This window comes from Lentzea sp. HUAS12 (assembly GCF_024125735.1).
GTDB classification, from domain to species: Bacteria; Actinomycetota; Actinomycetes; order Mycobacteriales; family Pseudonocardiaceae; genus Lentzea; species Lentzea albida.
On the sequence record NZ_CP099738.1, the window covers coordinates 2,546,831 to 2,559,396 of the forward strand.

General features: G+C 71.8%; 14 protein-coding genes. 3 read left to right on the top strand and 11 right to left on the bottom strand.

The genetic code is table 11. The features are described from left to right. Nucleotides 1–96 precede the first annotated feature (96 nt). On the top strand, nucleotides 97–1,005 hold the full coding sequence (locus tag ND450_RS11225) for a PaaX family transcriptional regulator C-terminal domain-containing protein (RefSeq protein ID WP_253326080.1): 909 nt from the start codon (nucleotides 97–99) through the stop codon (nucleotides 1,003–1,005). Here ND450_RS11225 and ND450_RS11230 read toward each other — a convergent pair. The 6 genes from ND450_RS11230 to ND450_RS11255 form a co-directional block, all read right to left on the bottom strand. Continuing rightward, entirely contained in the window at nucleotides 993–2,141 is a 1,149-nt protein-coding gene (locus ND450_RS11230; RefSeq protein WP_253326081.1) for a CapA family protein, read from the bottom strand. The two genes, ND450_RS11225 and ND450_RS11230, sit on opposite strands and share 13 nt — an antisense overlap. Further along, the gene (locus ND450_RS11235; RefSeq protein ID WP_253326082.1) at nucleotides 2,134–2,940 is read right to left on the bottom strand and encodes an amino acid ABC transporter ATP-binding protein; all 807 of its coding nucleotides are present in this window, start codon (nucleotides 2,938–2,940) and stop codon (nucleotides 2,134–2,136) included. Before ND450_RS11235 ends, ND450_RS11230 begins: the two co-directional genes overlap by 8 nt. Further along, complete coding sequence (locus ND450_RS11240) at nucleotides 2,937–3,821, bottom strand: amino acid ABC transporter permease (protein WP_253326083.1); 885 nt, start codon at nucleotides 3,819–3,821, stop codon at nucleotides 2,937–2,939. Before ND450_RS11240 ends, ND450_RS11235 begins: the two co-directional genes overlap by 4 nt. Continuing rightward, nucleotides 3,821–4,720 carry a transporter substrate-binding domain-containing protein gene (locus ND450_RS11245; RefSeq protein ID WP_253326084.1) on the bottom strand — a complete coding sequence of 300 codons (900 nt, stop codon included), beginning with the start codon at nucleotides 4,718–4,720 and terminating at the stop codon, nucleotides 3,821–3,823. Before ND450_RS11245 ends, ND450_RS11240 begins: the two co-directional genes overlap by 1 nt. A gap of 108 nt (nucleotides 4,721–4,828) precedes the next feature. Continuing rightward, on the bottom strand, nucleotides 4,829–6,181 hold the full coding sequence (locus ND450_RS11250; RefSeq protein WP_253326085.1) for a S9 family peptidase: 1,353 nt from the start codon (nucleotides 6,179–6,181) through the stop codon (nucleotides 4,829–4,831). Nucleotides 6,182–6,305: 124 nt separating this feature from the next. After that, on the bottom strand, nucleotides 6,306–7,088 hold the full coding sequence (locus tag ND450_RS11255) for an MBL fold metallo-hydrolase (RefSeq protein ID WP_253326086.1): 783 nt from the start codon (nucleotides 7,086–7,088) through the stop codon (nucleotides 6,306–6,308). A 91-nt stretch (nucleotides 7,089–7,179) separates the two neighbouring features. Here ND450_RS11255 and ND450_RS11260 point away from each other — a divergent pair, with 91 nt between their 5' ends. After that, on the top strand, nucleotides 7,180–7,782 hold the full coding sequence (locus ND450_RS11260) for a TetR/AcrR family transcriptional regulator (protein ID WP_253326087.1): 603 nt from the start codon (nucleotides 7,180–7,182) through the stop codon (nucleotides 7,780–7,782). A gap of 260 nt (nucleotides 7,783–8,042) precedes the next feature. On the opposite strand, the gene ND450_RS11265 is transcribed toward ND450_RS11260, so the two are convergent. After that, complete coding sequence (locus ND450_RS11265; protein WP_253326088.1) at nucleotides 8,043–8,540, bottom strand: MarR family winged helix-turn-helix transcriptional regulator; 498 nt, start codon at nucleotides 8,538–8,540, stop codon at nucleotides 8,043–8,045. 92 nt (nucleotides 8,541–8,632) lie between these two features. Here ND450_RS11265 and ND450_RS11270 point away from each other — a divergent pair, with 92 nt between their 5' ends. Next, nucleotides 8,633–9,040: a RidA family protein gene (locus ND450_RS11270; RefSeq protein ID WP_253326089.1), complete on the top strand. Its 408-nt coding sequence runs from the start codon at nucleotides 8,633–8,635 to the stop codon at nucleotides 9,038–9,040. Between the two features lie 37 nt (nucleotides 9,041–9,077). Here the strand turns inward: ND450_RS11270 and ND450_RS11275 are convergent, their stop codons facing one another. Genes ND450_RS11275 through ND450_RS11290 form a run of 4 tightly spaced genes read right to left on the bottom strand, consistent with a single transcriptional unit; the run spans nucleotide 9,078 to nucleotide 12,563 of the window. Then, nucleotides 9,078–9,863 (bottom strand): ABC transporter ATP-binding protein, encoded by a 786-nt coding sequence (locus tag ND450_RS11275; protein ID WP_253326090.1) that lies wholly within the window; start codon nucleotides 9,861–9,863, stop codon nucleotides 9,078–9,080. Next, nucleotides 9,860–10,864: an iron ABC transporter permease gene (locus ND450_RS11280; RefSeq protein WP_253326091.1), complete on the bottom strand. Its 1,005-nt coding sequence runs from the start codon at nucleotides 10,862–10,864 to the stop codon at nucleotides 9,860–9,862. The genes ND450_RS11275 and ND450_RS11280 overlap by 4 nt, the downstream gene beginning before the upstream one ends. After that, nucleotides 10,861–11,838, bottom strand: a complete 978-nt coding sequence (locus ND450_RS11285; protein ID WP_253326092.1) for an ABC transporter substrate-binding protein — start codon at nucleotides 11,836–11,838, stop codon at nucleotides 10,861–10,863. The genes ND450_RS11280 and ND450_RS11285 overlap by 4 nt, the downstream gene beginning before the upstream one ends. A gap of 17 nt (nucleotides 11,839–11,855) precedes the next feature. Further along, nucleotides 11,856–12,563 (bottom strand): hypothetical protein, encoded by a 708-nt coding sequence (locus ND450_RS11290; protein ID WP_253326093.1) that lies wholly within the window; start codon nucleotides 12,561–12,563, stop codon nucleotides 11,856–11,858. Nucleotides 12,564–12,566 lie beyond the last annotated feature (3 nt).

Sequence of the window (12,566 nt, forward strand, 5' to 3'; positions counted from 1 at the left end):
CTCAGGGCGCCAAGACGTGTGCCGAGAGCAAGAACACCTCAACGGGTCATACTTCTCATCTCGTGTCGGCCGATGCGGAAAATGTAGAGTGAGGGCATGTCCGCCGCTCCTCACGACGTGCCCGCGCTCCCCAGGATGCAGTCCGGCGGCAGCCCCCAGCACCTGCTCCTCACCCTGATCGGCGACTACTGGTACGGCCAGCAGGCACCGCTGCCCTCCGCCGCGCTCGTGGAACTGCTCGGCGAGTTCGGCATCACGGAGATCAGCGCGCGGGCCGCGTTGAGCAGGCTGTCCCGCCGCGGGCTGCTGGAGCTGTCGCGGGCGGGCCGCCACACCTCCTACGCGCTCAGCCCGCGTGCCGCGCAGGTCCTGGAGGACGGCCTGCGGCAGATCGTCGCGTTCGGCGCCACCGAGGAGGCGTGGACGGGGTTGTGGACGATCGCGGTCTTCTCGGTGCCCGAGGAGCAGCGCGACCTGCGCCACGCCCTGCGCTCGCGGCTGGCGTGGCTCGGGTTCGAGTCCCTGTTCGACGGCGTCTGGGTCTCCCCGCACGACCGGGTCGCCGCGATCACGGACGTGCTGTCCGAGCTCGGCATCGACTCCGCCACGGTGCTGCGCGCGGAGGTCGCCGACGGCAGTCCCCACGGCGGTCATCCCATCACCGCCTGGGACCTCGACGAACTGCACGACAGGTACGCCGCCCTGATCGACGAGTACTCCGCCGTGCGCCGCAGGCTGGCCGGGGGACGGATCGGCACGGCCGAGGCCCTCGTCGTGCGCACCGCGCTCATGGACGCCTGGCGCCGGTTCCCGGGCCTCGACCCGGAACTGCCGATGTCCCTGCTGCCCCAGCCGTGGCCGCGGGCACGAGCCCGGGCGTTGTTCAGGGAGCTGTACGACGAACTGGCGCTGCTGGCCGAGCAGCGCGTGAAGCAGGTCGTCGGCCGGTACGACGAGGACGTGGCGGCCCTGGTGCGCGGACACGGCAGCGACTACGCGGGCTGAGCGGGGCGGACGCCCGGCAGCACGACCTCGTCGCCGTCCCAGGCGAACTCCGTCGCCAGCCCGGCCTTCTCGCCGATCGCCCGCACGTAGTCGGCGACCTCGCCGCCACCGTCCGAACGCGACACCGGCACCGGCCGCCCGGCGTCGTCGATCCGGCACGGGAGGAACCCGGCCGCCACGATCCCGTCGCGGTCGAAGCGGCAGAGGGCGACGACCGTGTTCCTGCTCTCCGGGTGGAACGGGTAGAACGGCATGTCCGGGTCCGGCGCGAACCCGTACAGCTCGACCCGCCTGCGCGCCCAGCCAGCGCGTTCGGCGCTGTCGTTGCCGGTCGGGGAGAGCGCGTGGGTGACGGTGACGAAGTTGCCGAGCCCGTGGAAGATCGGGCGTCCGCGGTGGACCTCGATGCCGCGCATGATGTGCGCGTGGTGGCCGAACACGGCGTGCGCGCCCGCGTCGATCGCGGCCCGCGCGACCGGTCGTTCGTACATCGCCAGCACGGCGGGTGTGTGCCCGACGCCCTTGTGCATCGACACGGTGACAACGTCCACTTCGGACGCCAGCGCGCGGATGTCGTCCTCCATCGCGGCCAGGGTCACCGGGTCGGCGAAGGTGTAGACGCTCGGCGGACCACCAGGAGTCGCGTGGTCCAGTTCGTAGTGCGTGAGCACCCGGACGTAGGCGCAGCCGGCCTTGCGGGAGGTGGCCCAGGACTCGCGGGGACCGACGAGGTTGTAGCTGAGCACGCCGATCCGCACCCCGCCGCGGTCGAGCACCACCGGGCGGCGCGCCGAACCGAGGTCCGGTCCCGCTCCCGCCGTGGCGAGCCCGGCCGCACGCGCGTGGGCGATCGTGTCCGCGACGCCGATCTCGCCTGCGTCGTAGACGTGGTTGCCCGCGAGGGTCACGACGTGGAAGCCCGCGTCCGCCAGCGCGGCCAGCCCGGCGGGGTCGGCCGGTGGCGCCGGGACGTCCGTGCTCACCTGGACGTCCGTCGTGCTGTGCGGGACCTCCACGTGCCCGATCACCAGGTCGCCCTCCGCGAGGGCCTTCCGCGCGGGCACCAGGAACGACGCCGGGTCCGGTTCGTCGAGCACGAGGTCCCCGACGGACAGCACGGTCACCACGTCAGACACGGGCCCCCTCCTCCCGCGCGGAACCGCGCTGTTGGGTGTAGCGGGACAGGAACGCGCGCAGGCGGTCCGACCTGCCGTCGCCGAGCACGTCCGCGACGGGGCCCTGCTCGACGACGCGGCCGCGGTCCATGAAGACGAAGCGGTCGGCGACCTCCAGGGCGAAGGCGATCTCGTGCGTGACGATGATCATCGTCAGCCCGGCGGCCGCGAGGTCCCTGATCACGGTCAGCACCTCGTCGACCAGTTCGGGGTCGAGGGCGCTGGTCGGCTCGTCGAGCAGCATGATCCGCGGCCGGGTGGCGAGCGCCCTGGCGATCGCCACCCGCTGCTGCTGCCCGCCGGAGAGCTGCCGCGAGTAGGCGTCGGCCTTGTCCGCCAGCCCGACCTTGGCGAGCAGTTCCACCGCCCGCTCGTGGGCCTGGGCGCGGTCCCGTCCGTGCACCCGCACCTGGGCTTCGGTGATGTTGCGCGTCACCGTCCAGTGCGGGAAGAGCTGGAACTGCTGGAAGACCATGCCCATGCGGCGCCGCTGTTCCGCCACCCGGCGCGGGGGCAACAGCCGCACCCGGTCGCCCGCGTGCTCGTGACCCAGCAACTCGCCGTCGAGGTACATGGCGCCGCTGTCGATCGGTTCGAGCTGGTGCACGCACCGCACGAGGGTGGACTTGCCCGAGCCGGACGGTCCGATGACGGCGACCACCTCGCCCTGCGCCACGTCCAGGCTGACCCCGTCGAGCGCGGCGTGCTCGCCGAAGCTGCGCCGGATGTTCCGGACGCTCAGCACGGGAACCCCGGTCATGCGAGCCACTCCCCCCGCGTGGAACGCTGCCCGCGGCCGAACCGGCGCTCGAGGCGCTGCTGCAGCAACGACAGGGCGGTGACGACGACCAGGTACCAGAAGCACGCCACGATCAGCATCGGCACGATCTGGTAAGTCTGGTTGTAGACGGTCTGCACCGCGTGCAGCAGATCGGTCATGGCGATGACGCTCACCAGCGACGTCCCCTTCAGCAGTGAGATGAACTGGCTGCCGCTCGGCGGGATGATCACCCGCATCGCCTGCGGCAGAACGACGCGCAGGAACGTCTGCCCGCCGGTGAAGCCCATGGCCATCGCCGCGTCCCGCTGGCCGGGGTCCACCGAGAGGATGCCCGCGCGGACGATCTCCGCCATGTACGCGGCCTCGTGCAGCGTGAGGCCGATCAACGCGGCCGTCAGCGGCGTGATCAGGTCGTTCGTCGACCACGAGCCGAAGGTCGGCCCGAACGGCACGCCGATCGACAGGCGCGGCAGCAGGTAGGCGAGGTTGAACCAGAACAGCAGCTGCACCAGCGGCGGGATGCCGCGGAACAGTCCGATGTAGAGGGTGCAGACCCACCGCACCGGGCCGAAGTCCGCGAGCTGCCCGAGGGCGAGCAGCACCCCGAGCACCGAGCCCGCGAGCATCGCGACCACCGTGAGCAGCACGGAGGTGCCGAGGCCCGCCAGCACGTTCGGGTCGAACAGGTACTCGGCCACAACGGGCCACTCGAACCGCGGGTTGTGCGTGACGAACCAGGCGACCTGGGCGAGGCCGGCGGCGATGACCGCGCCCAGCAGCCAGCGCCACGGCCTCGGCCGGGGGCGGGCGGTGGCGACGTCCACGTGCCCGAGCTCGTGCGGGGTGGCGGTCGTCGTCATCAGCCGGCCGCCGTGTTGATCTCGGGCTTCGCGACCTTCACGTTCTCCAGCCCGTACTGCTTCATGATCCGGTCGTACTCGCCGTTCGCGAACAGCTCCTGGAACGCCTTGTGCACCACCGGGCCGAGGCCGCTCGACTTGGGCAGCAGCATGGCCAGCCTGTCGACGCCCGCGCCCTGTTCGTCTGTCTGCGTCACGTAGGTGAAGTCGTCCTTCGCGGCCGCGAGCGCGTCGATCGCCGCGCTCTCGGTCATCCCCGCGGCGTCGGCCCGGCCGGACTTGGCGGCCAGGATGGTGCCGTTGGTGTCGGCCAGGCCGATGAACTCCACCGGCGGCTTGCCCTTCTTCACGCACCAGTCGGTCAGCCGGACGACCTGGTCCTGCACGATGCTGCCCGACACGGCGGCGACCTTCTTGCCGCACAGGTCGTCACTGGCCTTCACCCCGGACGACCCGGACTTCGGGATCAGGTAGGCGGTCCTCGTGACCATCCAGACGACGGCGTCGAACTGCTTCTCGCGTTCCGCCGTGTCCTTGACCGGCCCGTTGAACGCGTCGTAGCGGCCGGACAGCATGCCCGACAGCGCGGCGGGCAGTCCCGGCACGACGGTCATCTCCGTGCGCACGCCCAGCACCTTGCCGAGGGCCTGCTGGAGGTCGTGGTCGAGCCCGGTGACCGTCGTGCCGTCCTTGCCGACGATCCGGTAGGGCGGGTGCGAGTCACCCGCGAAGCGGATCACGCCCGAGTCCTTGAACTGCTGGGGAAGCGCGTCGTGGTGCGCCGCCCCGTCGTCTCTGGCAGGGCTCTGGGCACCGCCGGACGCCCCGCCGCCACATCCCGTGGCGGCGACGAGCACCGCGGCCAGCAGCGCGACAAGAGATCTACGAGACTTGAGCATCGGTGCTCCCGTCGTCGATACAACATCATCCGCTTTACGGACGTGGGCAATAGTGTCTGACTTTGACACCTGGTCGTGTCAAGGTCGTGGTGCGCCGGTCGTTCTTCGTCAGCCCGCGTACTGCCGGTTGAACCGGGGTGGGCCGTACTCGACGTACCGGCCGTCGCCCGCGAGCGCGTTCATCGCTCGCGGCGAGACATCGGGCCAGTGGCCCGTCCGGAGGCGGTGCCACATCTTCTCGATCGCGGCCACCTGCTCCCCCACCGTGAAGGTGCAGTGCCCGGCCGTGCGCACGTACGTCTGCCGCACGAGCGGGCCGTTGCCCGCGCGGCGGGCGAGTTCCCCGTAGGACTGCTGCTGCGCGACGGTCGAGATCTGGTCACCCGTGCCGTTGACGGTGAGGACGGGAACGCGCAGGTCACCCGTGAACACGAGCCCCTGGGCGAAGGCCCGCACGGCGGCCGGGTCGGCAGCGACGCGCGGAGCGCCGGCCAGCAGTCTCAGGTCGGCGCCGAGGTCCAAGCCTGCTTCGGCGTACAGCCGCACGACGGCGAGCCGGTGGGCCGGTTCGGCCGACAGGAACTGACGGCCGTAGTCGACGCCGGTGTTCCAGGACGGGTTCCCGCCGGTCACCTGCTCGATCGCGCGCCTGCTGCTCATCGCCTGCCCGATGTACGGCAGCGGCCCGCCGGCCAGCGCGAGGTACATGCCGTTCTGCAGGCCCGCCGCGTCCCACCACCGCGGCACCGGTGTCGTGCCGCCGTCGGCCGCGAGCCCCCAGGCCGGGAGCTGGCCGATCGCGGCCGCGAGTGCGATGCGCGCCCGTCCCTCCCGGGTGGACTGCGCGCCCGCCAGTGCCGAGATCCACTGCCGCTGGGCCTCCGGCACGTCGGCGGGGATCCCCGTGACCGGCAACGCGGTGTCGCGGAACAGCAACGTCTTCAGCGTGAACACGGTGTCGAGCTTCTGGTTCCACTGCCCCACCGAGCCGCCCAGCCCGCCGCACATCGGCACGGCGGCGTCGAACCGTCCGGGGTGGACCTGCGCCACCCCGGCGGCCACGAACCCGCCCATCGAACGACCTTCGGCGATCGCCCACCGCGCCGGGCCGAACGCCGCCTCGAAGCGGTCGAGCGCGGCGGCCTGGTTGTCGACGGCCCCGGCGATCCGCCACCCCGTGAACGTCCTGGTCGTGCCGCCGACGGCGTAGCCGCGCCCGACGAGACCCGCCGTGAGCGGGGAGGTCAGCCCGCCCGCGGCGAAGTCCAGGTCGACCAGGACCACGCCGTTCCACGCGGACGGCTTCACGAACTGGTACGGGGTGCCGTCGGACAGCAGTCCGGCCGTGCAGGCCGCCGTTCCGAGGCACGGCTCGGACGGCGCCGCCTTCACGGCGGGCGCACCCGCCACCAGGACCACCGCAGCGGCCACCACGGCACCGAGGTCGCGCACTGCGGACATTCGAGCCTCCAGGTGCCCTGCTGGGGTGCGGCGTGGCCGCCGTGGCTCAATAGTGTGCTGCAATCACAACGTACGTCAATAATTATGTCTAACAACTTCGTGCGCGGACTGGGCGAAGCGCTCCTCACGAGGCCAGGTCGAGCCACTCCCCCACCGGGAGCACGTGCGCGCGCTGTCCGGCGTGCTCGCGGAACTCCCCCTCCGGGTCGCCCACCTCGACGTAACCCGGGATCTTGAACGGCTGCTCCGTCTCGTAGTGCATCGGCACGGCGCGCCGGGCCCCGAGGATCTTCGCCGCGGCCGCGGCCTGGAGCGGGCCCATCGCGGCCGCGACCGGGCTCGGCGGCTGGAGGTGCGGTGCGTCGACCACCGCGCCGTTGGCCGGCAGGAAGGCCGCGTCGAACGGGGCGAAGCGACGGGCGACGAGCCACCACCAGCCGTGGAACATCGTGTCGCCGCCGTGGAAGACGCGCTGCCCTTCGGCCTCCACCACCCAGTTGAGCTGCGGGTCGCCCAGGCCGTCGACGGACGGGACGGCCGTGACGGTGAACGGCCCGAACTCGTGGACGGACCAGGTGTCCACGACCTCGGCACCCAGGTCGTGCTCCGCCAGTTCGCGCTCGCTCAGCAGCGTGGCCACGTTGTCGACGTCGTCGCCGTGACCGGGTGCCGGGCGGAGCAACGGCCCGCCCCGCGTCAGGGCACCCGCCAGCGCGGTGGCGTCGGTGTGGTCGCGGTGCAGGTGGGTGACGAGTGCCGCGTCGGCGCGCCCGCTCGCCTCCACCAGGCCGATGCCCGGCCGCCAGCCCGTGAAGAGCGGTGTCAGGTCCTGCACGTAGTCGATGAGCAGCCTCCTGCCGGCCGCCTCGACCTCGAGCCCCGCCCAGCCCAGTCGTCGTACTCGCACTTCGCACTCCCTCGTCGTGGTCTGCGCGGCGAAGTTAGCGTACGAACGTTCTCCAAATCAATAGCGAACGTGCGTACGCTATTCTTGTCCCATGTCGCCGCGCCGTTCCGCCGCCGAAGCACTGCTCACCCGTGCCCGGATCCTCGGCCGCGCCGCCGAGATCGCCTCCGCGGAGGGGCTGGAGGGCCTCACGATCGGCCGGCTCGCCGAGGAGCTCGAGATGAGCAAGTCCGGGGTGCACAAGCACTTCGGCACCAAGTCGGTGTTGCAGATCTCCACTGTGGACAAGGCGTTCGTCGACTTCTGGCACCAGTTCGTGGAACCGGCGCTCGGCGAACGGCCCGGCCTGCACCGGCTGCGGGTGTTGTGCGACAACTCCGTGCGCTACCTCGCCGAGCCGCTGCTGCCCGGCGGCTGCCTGCTGACGGCCGCGCTCAGCGAGTACGACGGCCGTCCCGGCGAGGTCCGCGACGCGGTGGTCGGGGCGTGGTCGCGCTGGCGGGACCAACTGCGGGCCGACCTGGAGATCGCCGTGGAGCAGGGCGAGGTACCGGAGGGCTTCGACGTCGAGCAGGCCCTGTTCGAGATCCTCGCCGCAGGCTTCGCGCTCAACGCGGCCATGCAGGTCGAGCACGACGAGGCCGCCGCCGGGCGCGCACGCCGCGCGATGGAACGCGCACTGAACCAGACCTGATCCGCGCGGACTTCGGCTCGGCGATGGGTGGGTGTCCGCCGAGCGCGGTGCGGGCGCGCCTGGCGGTGGCGGTCTCGTCGGGGTGGATCTCGGCGCAGGCGACGTGGGCGGCCGGGCGTCCGACGGCGACACGCTCGATGAGCAGGCGCCGTCCGCGCACGGTCAGCCGGACTTTACGGTGGCACACGAAGACCTCCGTGTGCGATGCAGACCTAGCCTCCACCACGCGCCGGGCATCACGTCGACAACGTCGGTGATCACTACGGCCGGCGCGCGTCCTGGCCGTAGTCCGACGGACGGGTGCGGAGCTTGGCGGCGATGCGCGCCAGCGCCTGCCGGTCGGCCTTGTTCAACGGGTCGAGCACGAGCTCCCGCACCGCGCGCACGTGCACGGGCGCCGTGGAGATGACGAGCTCATGGCCGCTCTCGGTGAGCGCGGCGAGGGTGTAGCGGCCGTCCGCCGGGTCGGGCGACCGCGACACCCAGCCGCGCTGCTCCAGCCGTTTGACCACATTGGACAGTCGCGACAACGACCCGTTCGTCAGGTACGCGAGCTCGCTCATGCGGATCACGCGGCCCGGCGCCTCGGAGATCTGGCTCAGCGTCATGTACTCGAACAGCGTCAGCCCGGACACCTGGTGCACGGGCGCCTCCAGGCGGCCCGGCATCAGCAGCGCCAGCGAGATGAGGCCGGTCCACGCCTCCTTCTCGTCGGCGTCGAGCCAGCGCGGGGCGTCCTGGTCGGGTTCTGCGGCCACCCGCACACCCTACCGGGACTCATTTGACTTCACACTTGAAGTCACTGCATAGTGTTGTCACTTCAAGCGTGAAGTTATTCGAGGAGTGAGCGATGACGGTGTCCCTGATCAACCCCGAAGGCCTCGTCCAGGTGCCCGACTACCACCACGTGGCGGTGGCCACCGGCAGCAGGGAGGTCCACGTGGCCGGTCAGGTGTCGTGGAACGGCGACGGCGAACTCGTCGCGCCCGGCGACCTGACAGGGCAGGTCGTGCAGGTGTACCGCAACGTGGTGACGTCGCTGGCCGCGGCGGGGGCGACGTTCGACGACGTCGTCCGGATCACCTGGTACGCGGCCGGGTGGCGGCGGGAGAGCTACGACGCGTTCGCCGCGGGGGTCGAGCAGGCCGCGAAGGAGCTGGGCATCACGGCGACCCCGCCGGCGTCCTTGATCGGCGTCGAGGTGCTGTTCGAGCCGGGCATCCTGGTGGAGGCGGAGGTGACCGCCGTCGTGGACTGACGGGTCCGGTCACGGGCAGGTGGTCGTGCCGGGCACCTCACCTCCCCCGACCTGGACTCGCACCGGCCCTCGGCCGGAAACCGAACCGGGGCACGCCGGCCACCACGTCCACTGTGCACTCGACCTCGAACACCTCACTGACGAGGTCCCCGGTGAGCACCTCCGCCGGAGGTCCCGAGGCGGCGACCCGGCCCGCGTCGAGCACGACGACCGCGTCGGCGTAGGCCGCGGCCAGGTCGAGGCTGTGCAGGGCCGCGACCACCGTGATGCCGAGGTCGCGGATCAGTTCCAGCAGGTCGAGCTGGTGCCGGATGTCGAGGTGGTTGGTGGGCTCGTCGAGGACGAGCAGGCGAGGGCGTTGCGCCAGCGCCCTGGCCAGGAACACGCGCTGCCGTTCGCCGCCGGACAGCTCCGCGAGCCGTCTGTCCGCGAAGGCCGCCAGGCCGGTCCGCTCGCAGACCTCGGCGACGATCTCGTCGTCCTGCTTCGTCAACCGGTCGAACCGACCGAGGTGCGCGGTGCGGCCCTGGGCGACGGTCTCCTCGACGGTGAACTCGAAGCCGGAGTGCTGCTCCTGCAACAGGACCCCGGTGCGCCTGCCCGCGTCGCGGGCGGTCGAGAGCCACACGTCCTCGCCGTCCACCAGCACCCGTCCGCCCGAGGGCCGCGCCGCCCGGAACACCGTGCGCAGCAACGTCGACTTCCCGCTGCCGTTGGGGCCGACGAGCACGCCGAAATGGCCGTCGGGGACGGTGAAGGAAACGTTGTGCAGCACCTGCTTGCCGCCCAGCGACGCGCTGACGTCCTCCACTGCGAGACTCACGAGGCCGTCTCCAGTCTGTGGCCGGCGCGGCGCATCACCAGCAGGAACAGCGGCACGCCGAGGAACGCCGTGACGACGCCGACCGGGAGTTCGGCGGGGGCGATCACGATGCGCGCCAGCACGTCCGCCCACACGAGGAAGCACGCGCCGAGCGCGGCGGTGACCGGCAGCATCCGGCGGTGGTCGGCACCGACCAGCATCCGCGCCAGGTGGCCGATGATCAGGCCGACGAACCCGATTCCGCCGGACACGGCGACCAGCGTGCCGGTCAGCAGCGTCGTCAGCACGAGCAGCTGCCAGCGCAGCCGTGCCGCGTCCACGCCGAGTCCCGCCGCGGCGTCGTCGCCGAGCACGAGGGCGTTCATCCGCCGCGACCGCGTCATGAGGACGAGCATCGCGAACGCCAGCACCAGCACCGGGACCAGCAGGGTGTCCCACTGCGTGCCGGAGAGCCCGCCGAGCATCCAGAAGATGATCTGCTGCTGGGCCGCCGTGTCGTTGGTGCTCGCGAGCAGGAACGACGTCACGCCGCTGAACAGGTGCGCGCACGCGACCCCGACCAGCACCAGCCGCAACGGTTGCACGCGGCCTCGTTGCTGGGCCATCGCGAGCACGACGACGATCGCGAACGTCGCGCCGGCGAAGGCGGCCAGCGGAACGGTGATCAGGCCGAGCAAGGTCGTGCCCGAGGTCAGCACGAGGACCGCGCCGACGGACGCGCCGGACGACAGGCCGAGCAGGTGCGGATCGGCGACCGGGTTGCGCACGACGGACTGCACGACGGCGCCCGCCACCGCGAGCCCCGCACCGACCACGGCGCCGAGCAGGACGCGCGGCAGCCGCAACCGCCACACGATCAGGTCGGTGCCCGGATGCGCGATGCCGCCGGTCAGCCGTTCGAACAGGACCCCCGCCACGTCGCCGACCGGCACGGTCACCGGCCCGATGCCCACGGCGACCACGACGGACACGACCACGGCGAGGACGAGACCCGTCCTCACGGGTGCAGCTCCCGCGCGAGCTGCTCGAGACCGTCGAGGTTGAGCGCGGACGGGAACCCGACGACGTACTGGGAGCTGCTGACGATCCGGCCGTCACGGGCGCCGCTCGTCGTCGCGAGGAACGGGTTCGCCCTGATCTGGCCGACCAGCTCCTGCCCCTTGGCCTTCGCGAAGCTGAAGTCCGTCACGACCCAGATCACCTGCGGGTCGAGTTCCGCGATCTTCTCCGGTGAGACGTCCGCGTGCATCCCGTCCACCTCGGAGAACACGTTGGTGCCGCCCGCGAGTTCGATCAGCGCGTTCACGGGCGTCGACCCGCCCAGGGCCTTCACCGGCTGGCCCGCGACCGGGTTGTCGGCGAGAGCCATGACGCGCGGTCGCGCGCCGGACGAGGTCTTCGCCCTGACCGCGGCCTCGCGCCCCTTCAGTTCCGTGATCAGCGCCGTCGCCATGTCCTCGACGCGGAACACCTTGCCGAGCCGGTCGAGGTAGTCGTAGGTGACCGACAGGTCGGTCATGGGCCTGGTGCGGTCGGCGATGCACCCCGCGATCCCGGGCGCCCCCATGGTGACCAGGTCGGCGTCCTTGGGTCCGGACCCGCCGCCGAACGACGCGAAGCTCGTCAGCACGACATCGGGCCGCAGGGCGGCGACGCTTTCCGTGCCGGGCACCTTGTCGCTGATCACCGGCACCTTCGCCAGCGCGCCGCGGTAGGGCTCCTTCTCCACGGCGAGTGGTCCGGTGAAGCCGGTGCCGACGATCCTGTCCGTCAGCCCGAGCCGCACCATCGCCTGGGCGGCCCACCCGTCCAGGGTCACCGCGCGCGCCGGCGTGCTGGTGAACGTGATGTCCTCGCCCTGGCAGTCCTGGACGGTGACGGTGCCCTGTTCCCGCGCGGCCGGTGGCGCGGGCGCGGCGGAACAGCTCACGGTCAGCGACACCAGCAACGCCGCCAAACCGTGTGACGGCTTCAACTTGACGCTTCTCACGCCTACAGGTCGCGGCGGCGGCCGGGTTGGTTCCCGCGAGTTCCGGCGGGCCACGATCCCGAGTGGACGAAAGTTCCCTCGGTCACACCTCGGCAGTTCCCCGGGAACCGGAACGGGGTCTCGCCCGACCGCCAGTGCATGAAGGTGGACAGGACCGTCGCGCTCGCGTCGGTCGGCTCGGTGTCGTGCGTCGTGGTCGTCGTGCTCTGGGCGGCGGGCGACGTGTACGCCGCCCTCGGCGACAGCGACCCCGGCAGGCTGACGTCACTGGCGTTCGGGCTCGTGCGGACGCTGGCGAACGCCGCCGCGACCGTCACCGTGGGAGCGCTCGCATTCGGCGCGTTCGTCGTGCCCGCACCACCGAAGCGCTCCCGTCTGACAGCGCACGCGTACGCGGCGGTGCGCACGGCCGCGACGGCGGCGACGGTGTGGTGCTGCGCGGCCGTCGCGGCGATCGTGCTGTCCGCGGCGGACGCGTCCGGGCAGTCGTTCGGGGTCGCGCTGCGGCACCTGGGCGGGCTCGTGGACGCGGCCGAGGAGCCCAAGGCGTGGATCTGCTCGGCGGTGGCCGCCGCGGTCGTCGCGGTGGGCGCCCTGTCCACCCTCACGTGGACGACCTCGGTGCTGTGGCTCGGTCCCGCCCTGGCCGGCGTGCTGGCACCGGTGATCGCCGGGCACGTGGCCAACGGCGCCTGGCACGACGTCGCCACCAA

What these genes read in the sequence shown, in the direction of transcription:
- ND450_RS11225 (WP_253326080.1), top strand. Translation starts at nt 97, where the DNA reads ATGTCCGCCGCTCCTCACGACGTGCCCGCGCTCCCCAGGATGCAGTCC.
- ND450_RS11235 (WP_253326082.1), bottom strand. Translation starts at nt 2,940, where the DNA reads ATGACCGGGGTTCCCGTGCTGAGCGTCCGGAACATCCGGCGCAGCTTC.
- ND450_RS11240 (WP_253326083.1), bottom strand. Translation starts at nt 3,821, where the DNA reads ATGACGACGACCGCCACCCCGCACGAGCTCGGGCACGTGGACGTCGCC.
- ND450_RS11245 (WP_253326084.1), bottom strand. Translation starts at nt 4,720, where the DNA reads ATGCTCAAGTCTCGTAGATCTCTTGTCGCGCTGCTGGCCGCGGTGCTC.
- ND450_RS11250 (WP_253326085.1), bottom strand. Translation starts at nt 6,181, where the DNA reads ATGTCCGCAGTGCGCGACCTCGGTGCCGTGGTGGCCGCTGCGGTGGTC.
- ND450_RS11260 (WP_253326087.1), top strand. Translation starts at nt 7,180, where the DNA reads ATGTCGCCGCGCCGTTCCGCCGCCGAAGCACTGCTCACCCGTGCCCGG.
- ND450_RS11270 (WP_253326089.1), top strand. Translation starts at nt 8,633, where the DNA reads ATGACGGTGTCCCTGATCAACCCCGAAGGCCTCGTCCAGGTGCCCGAC.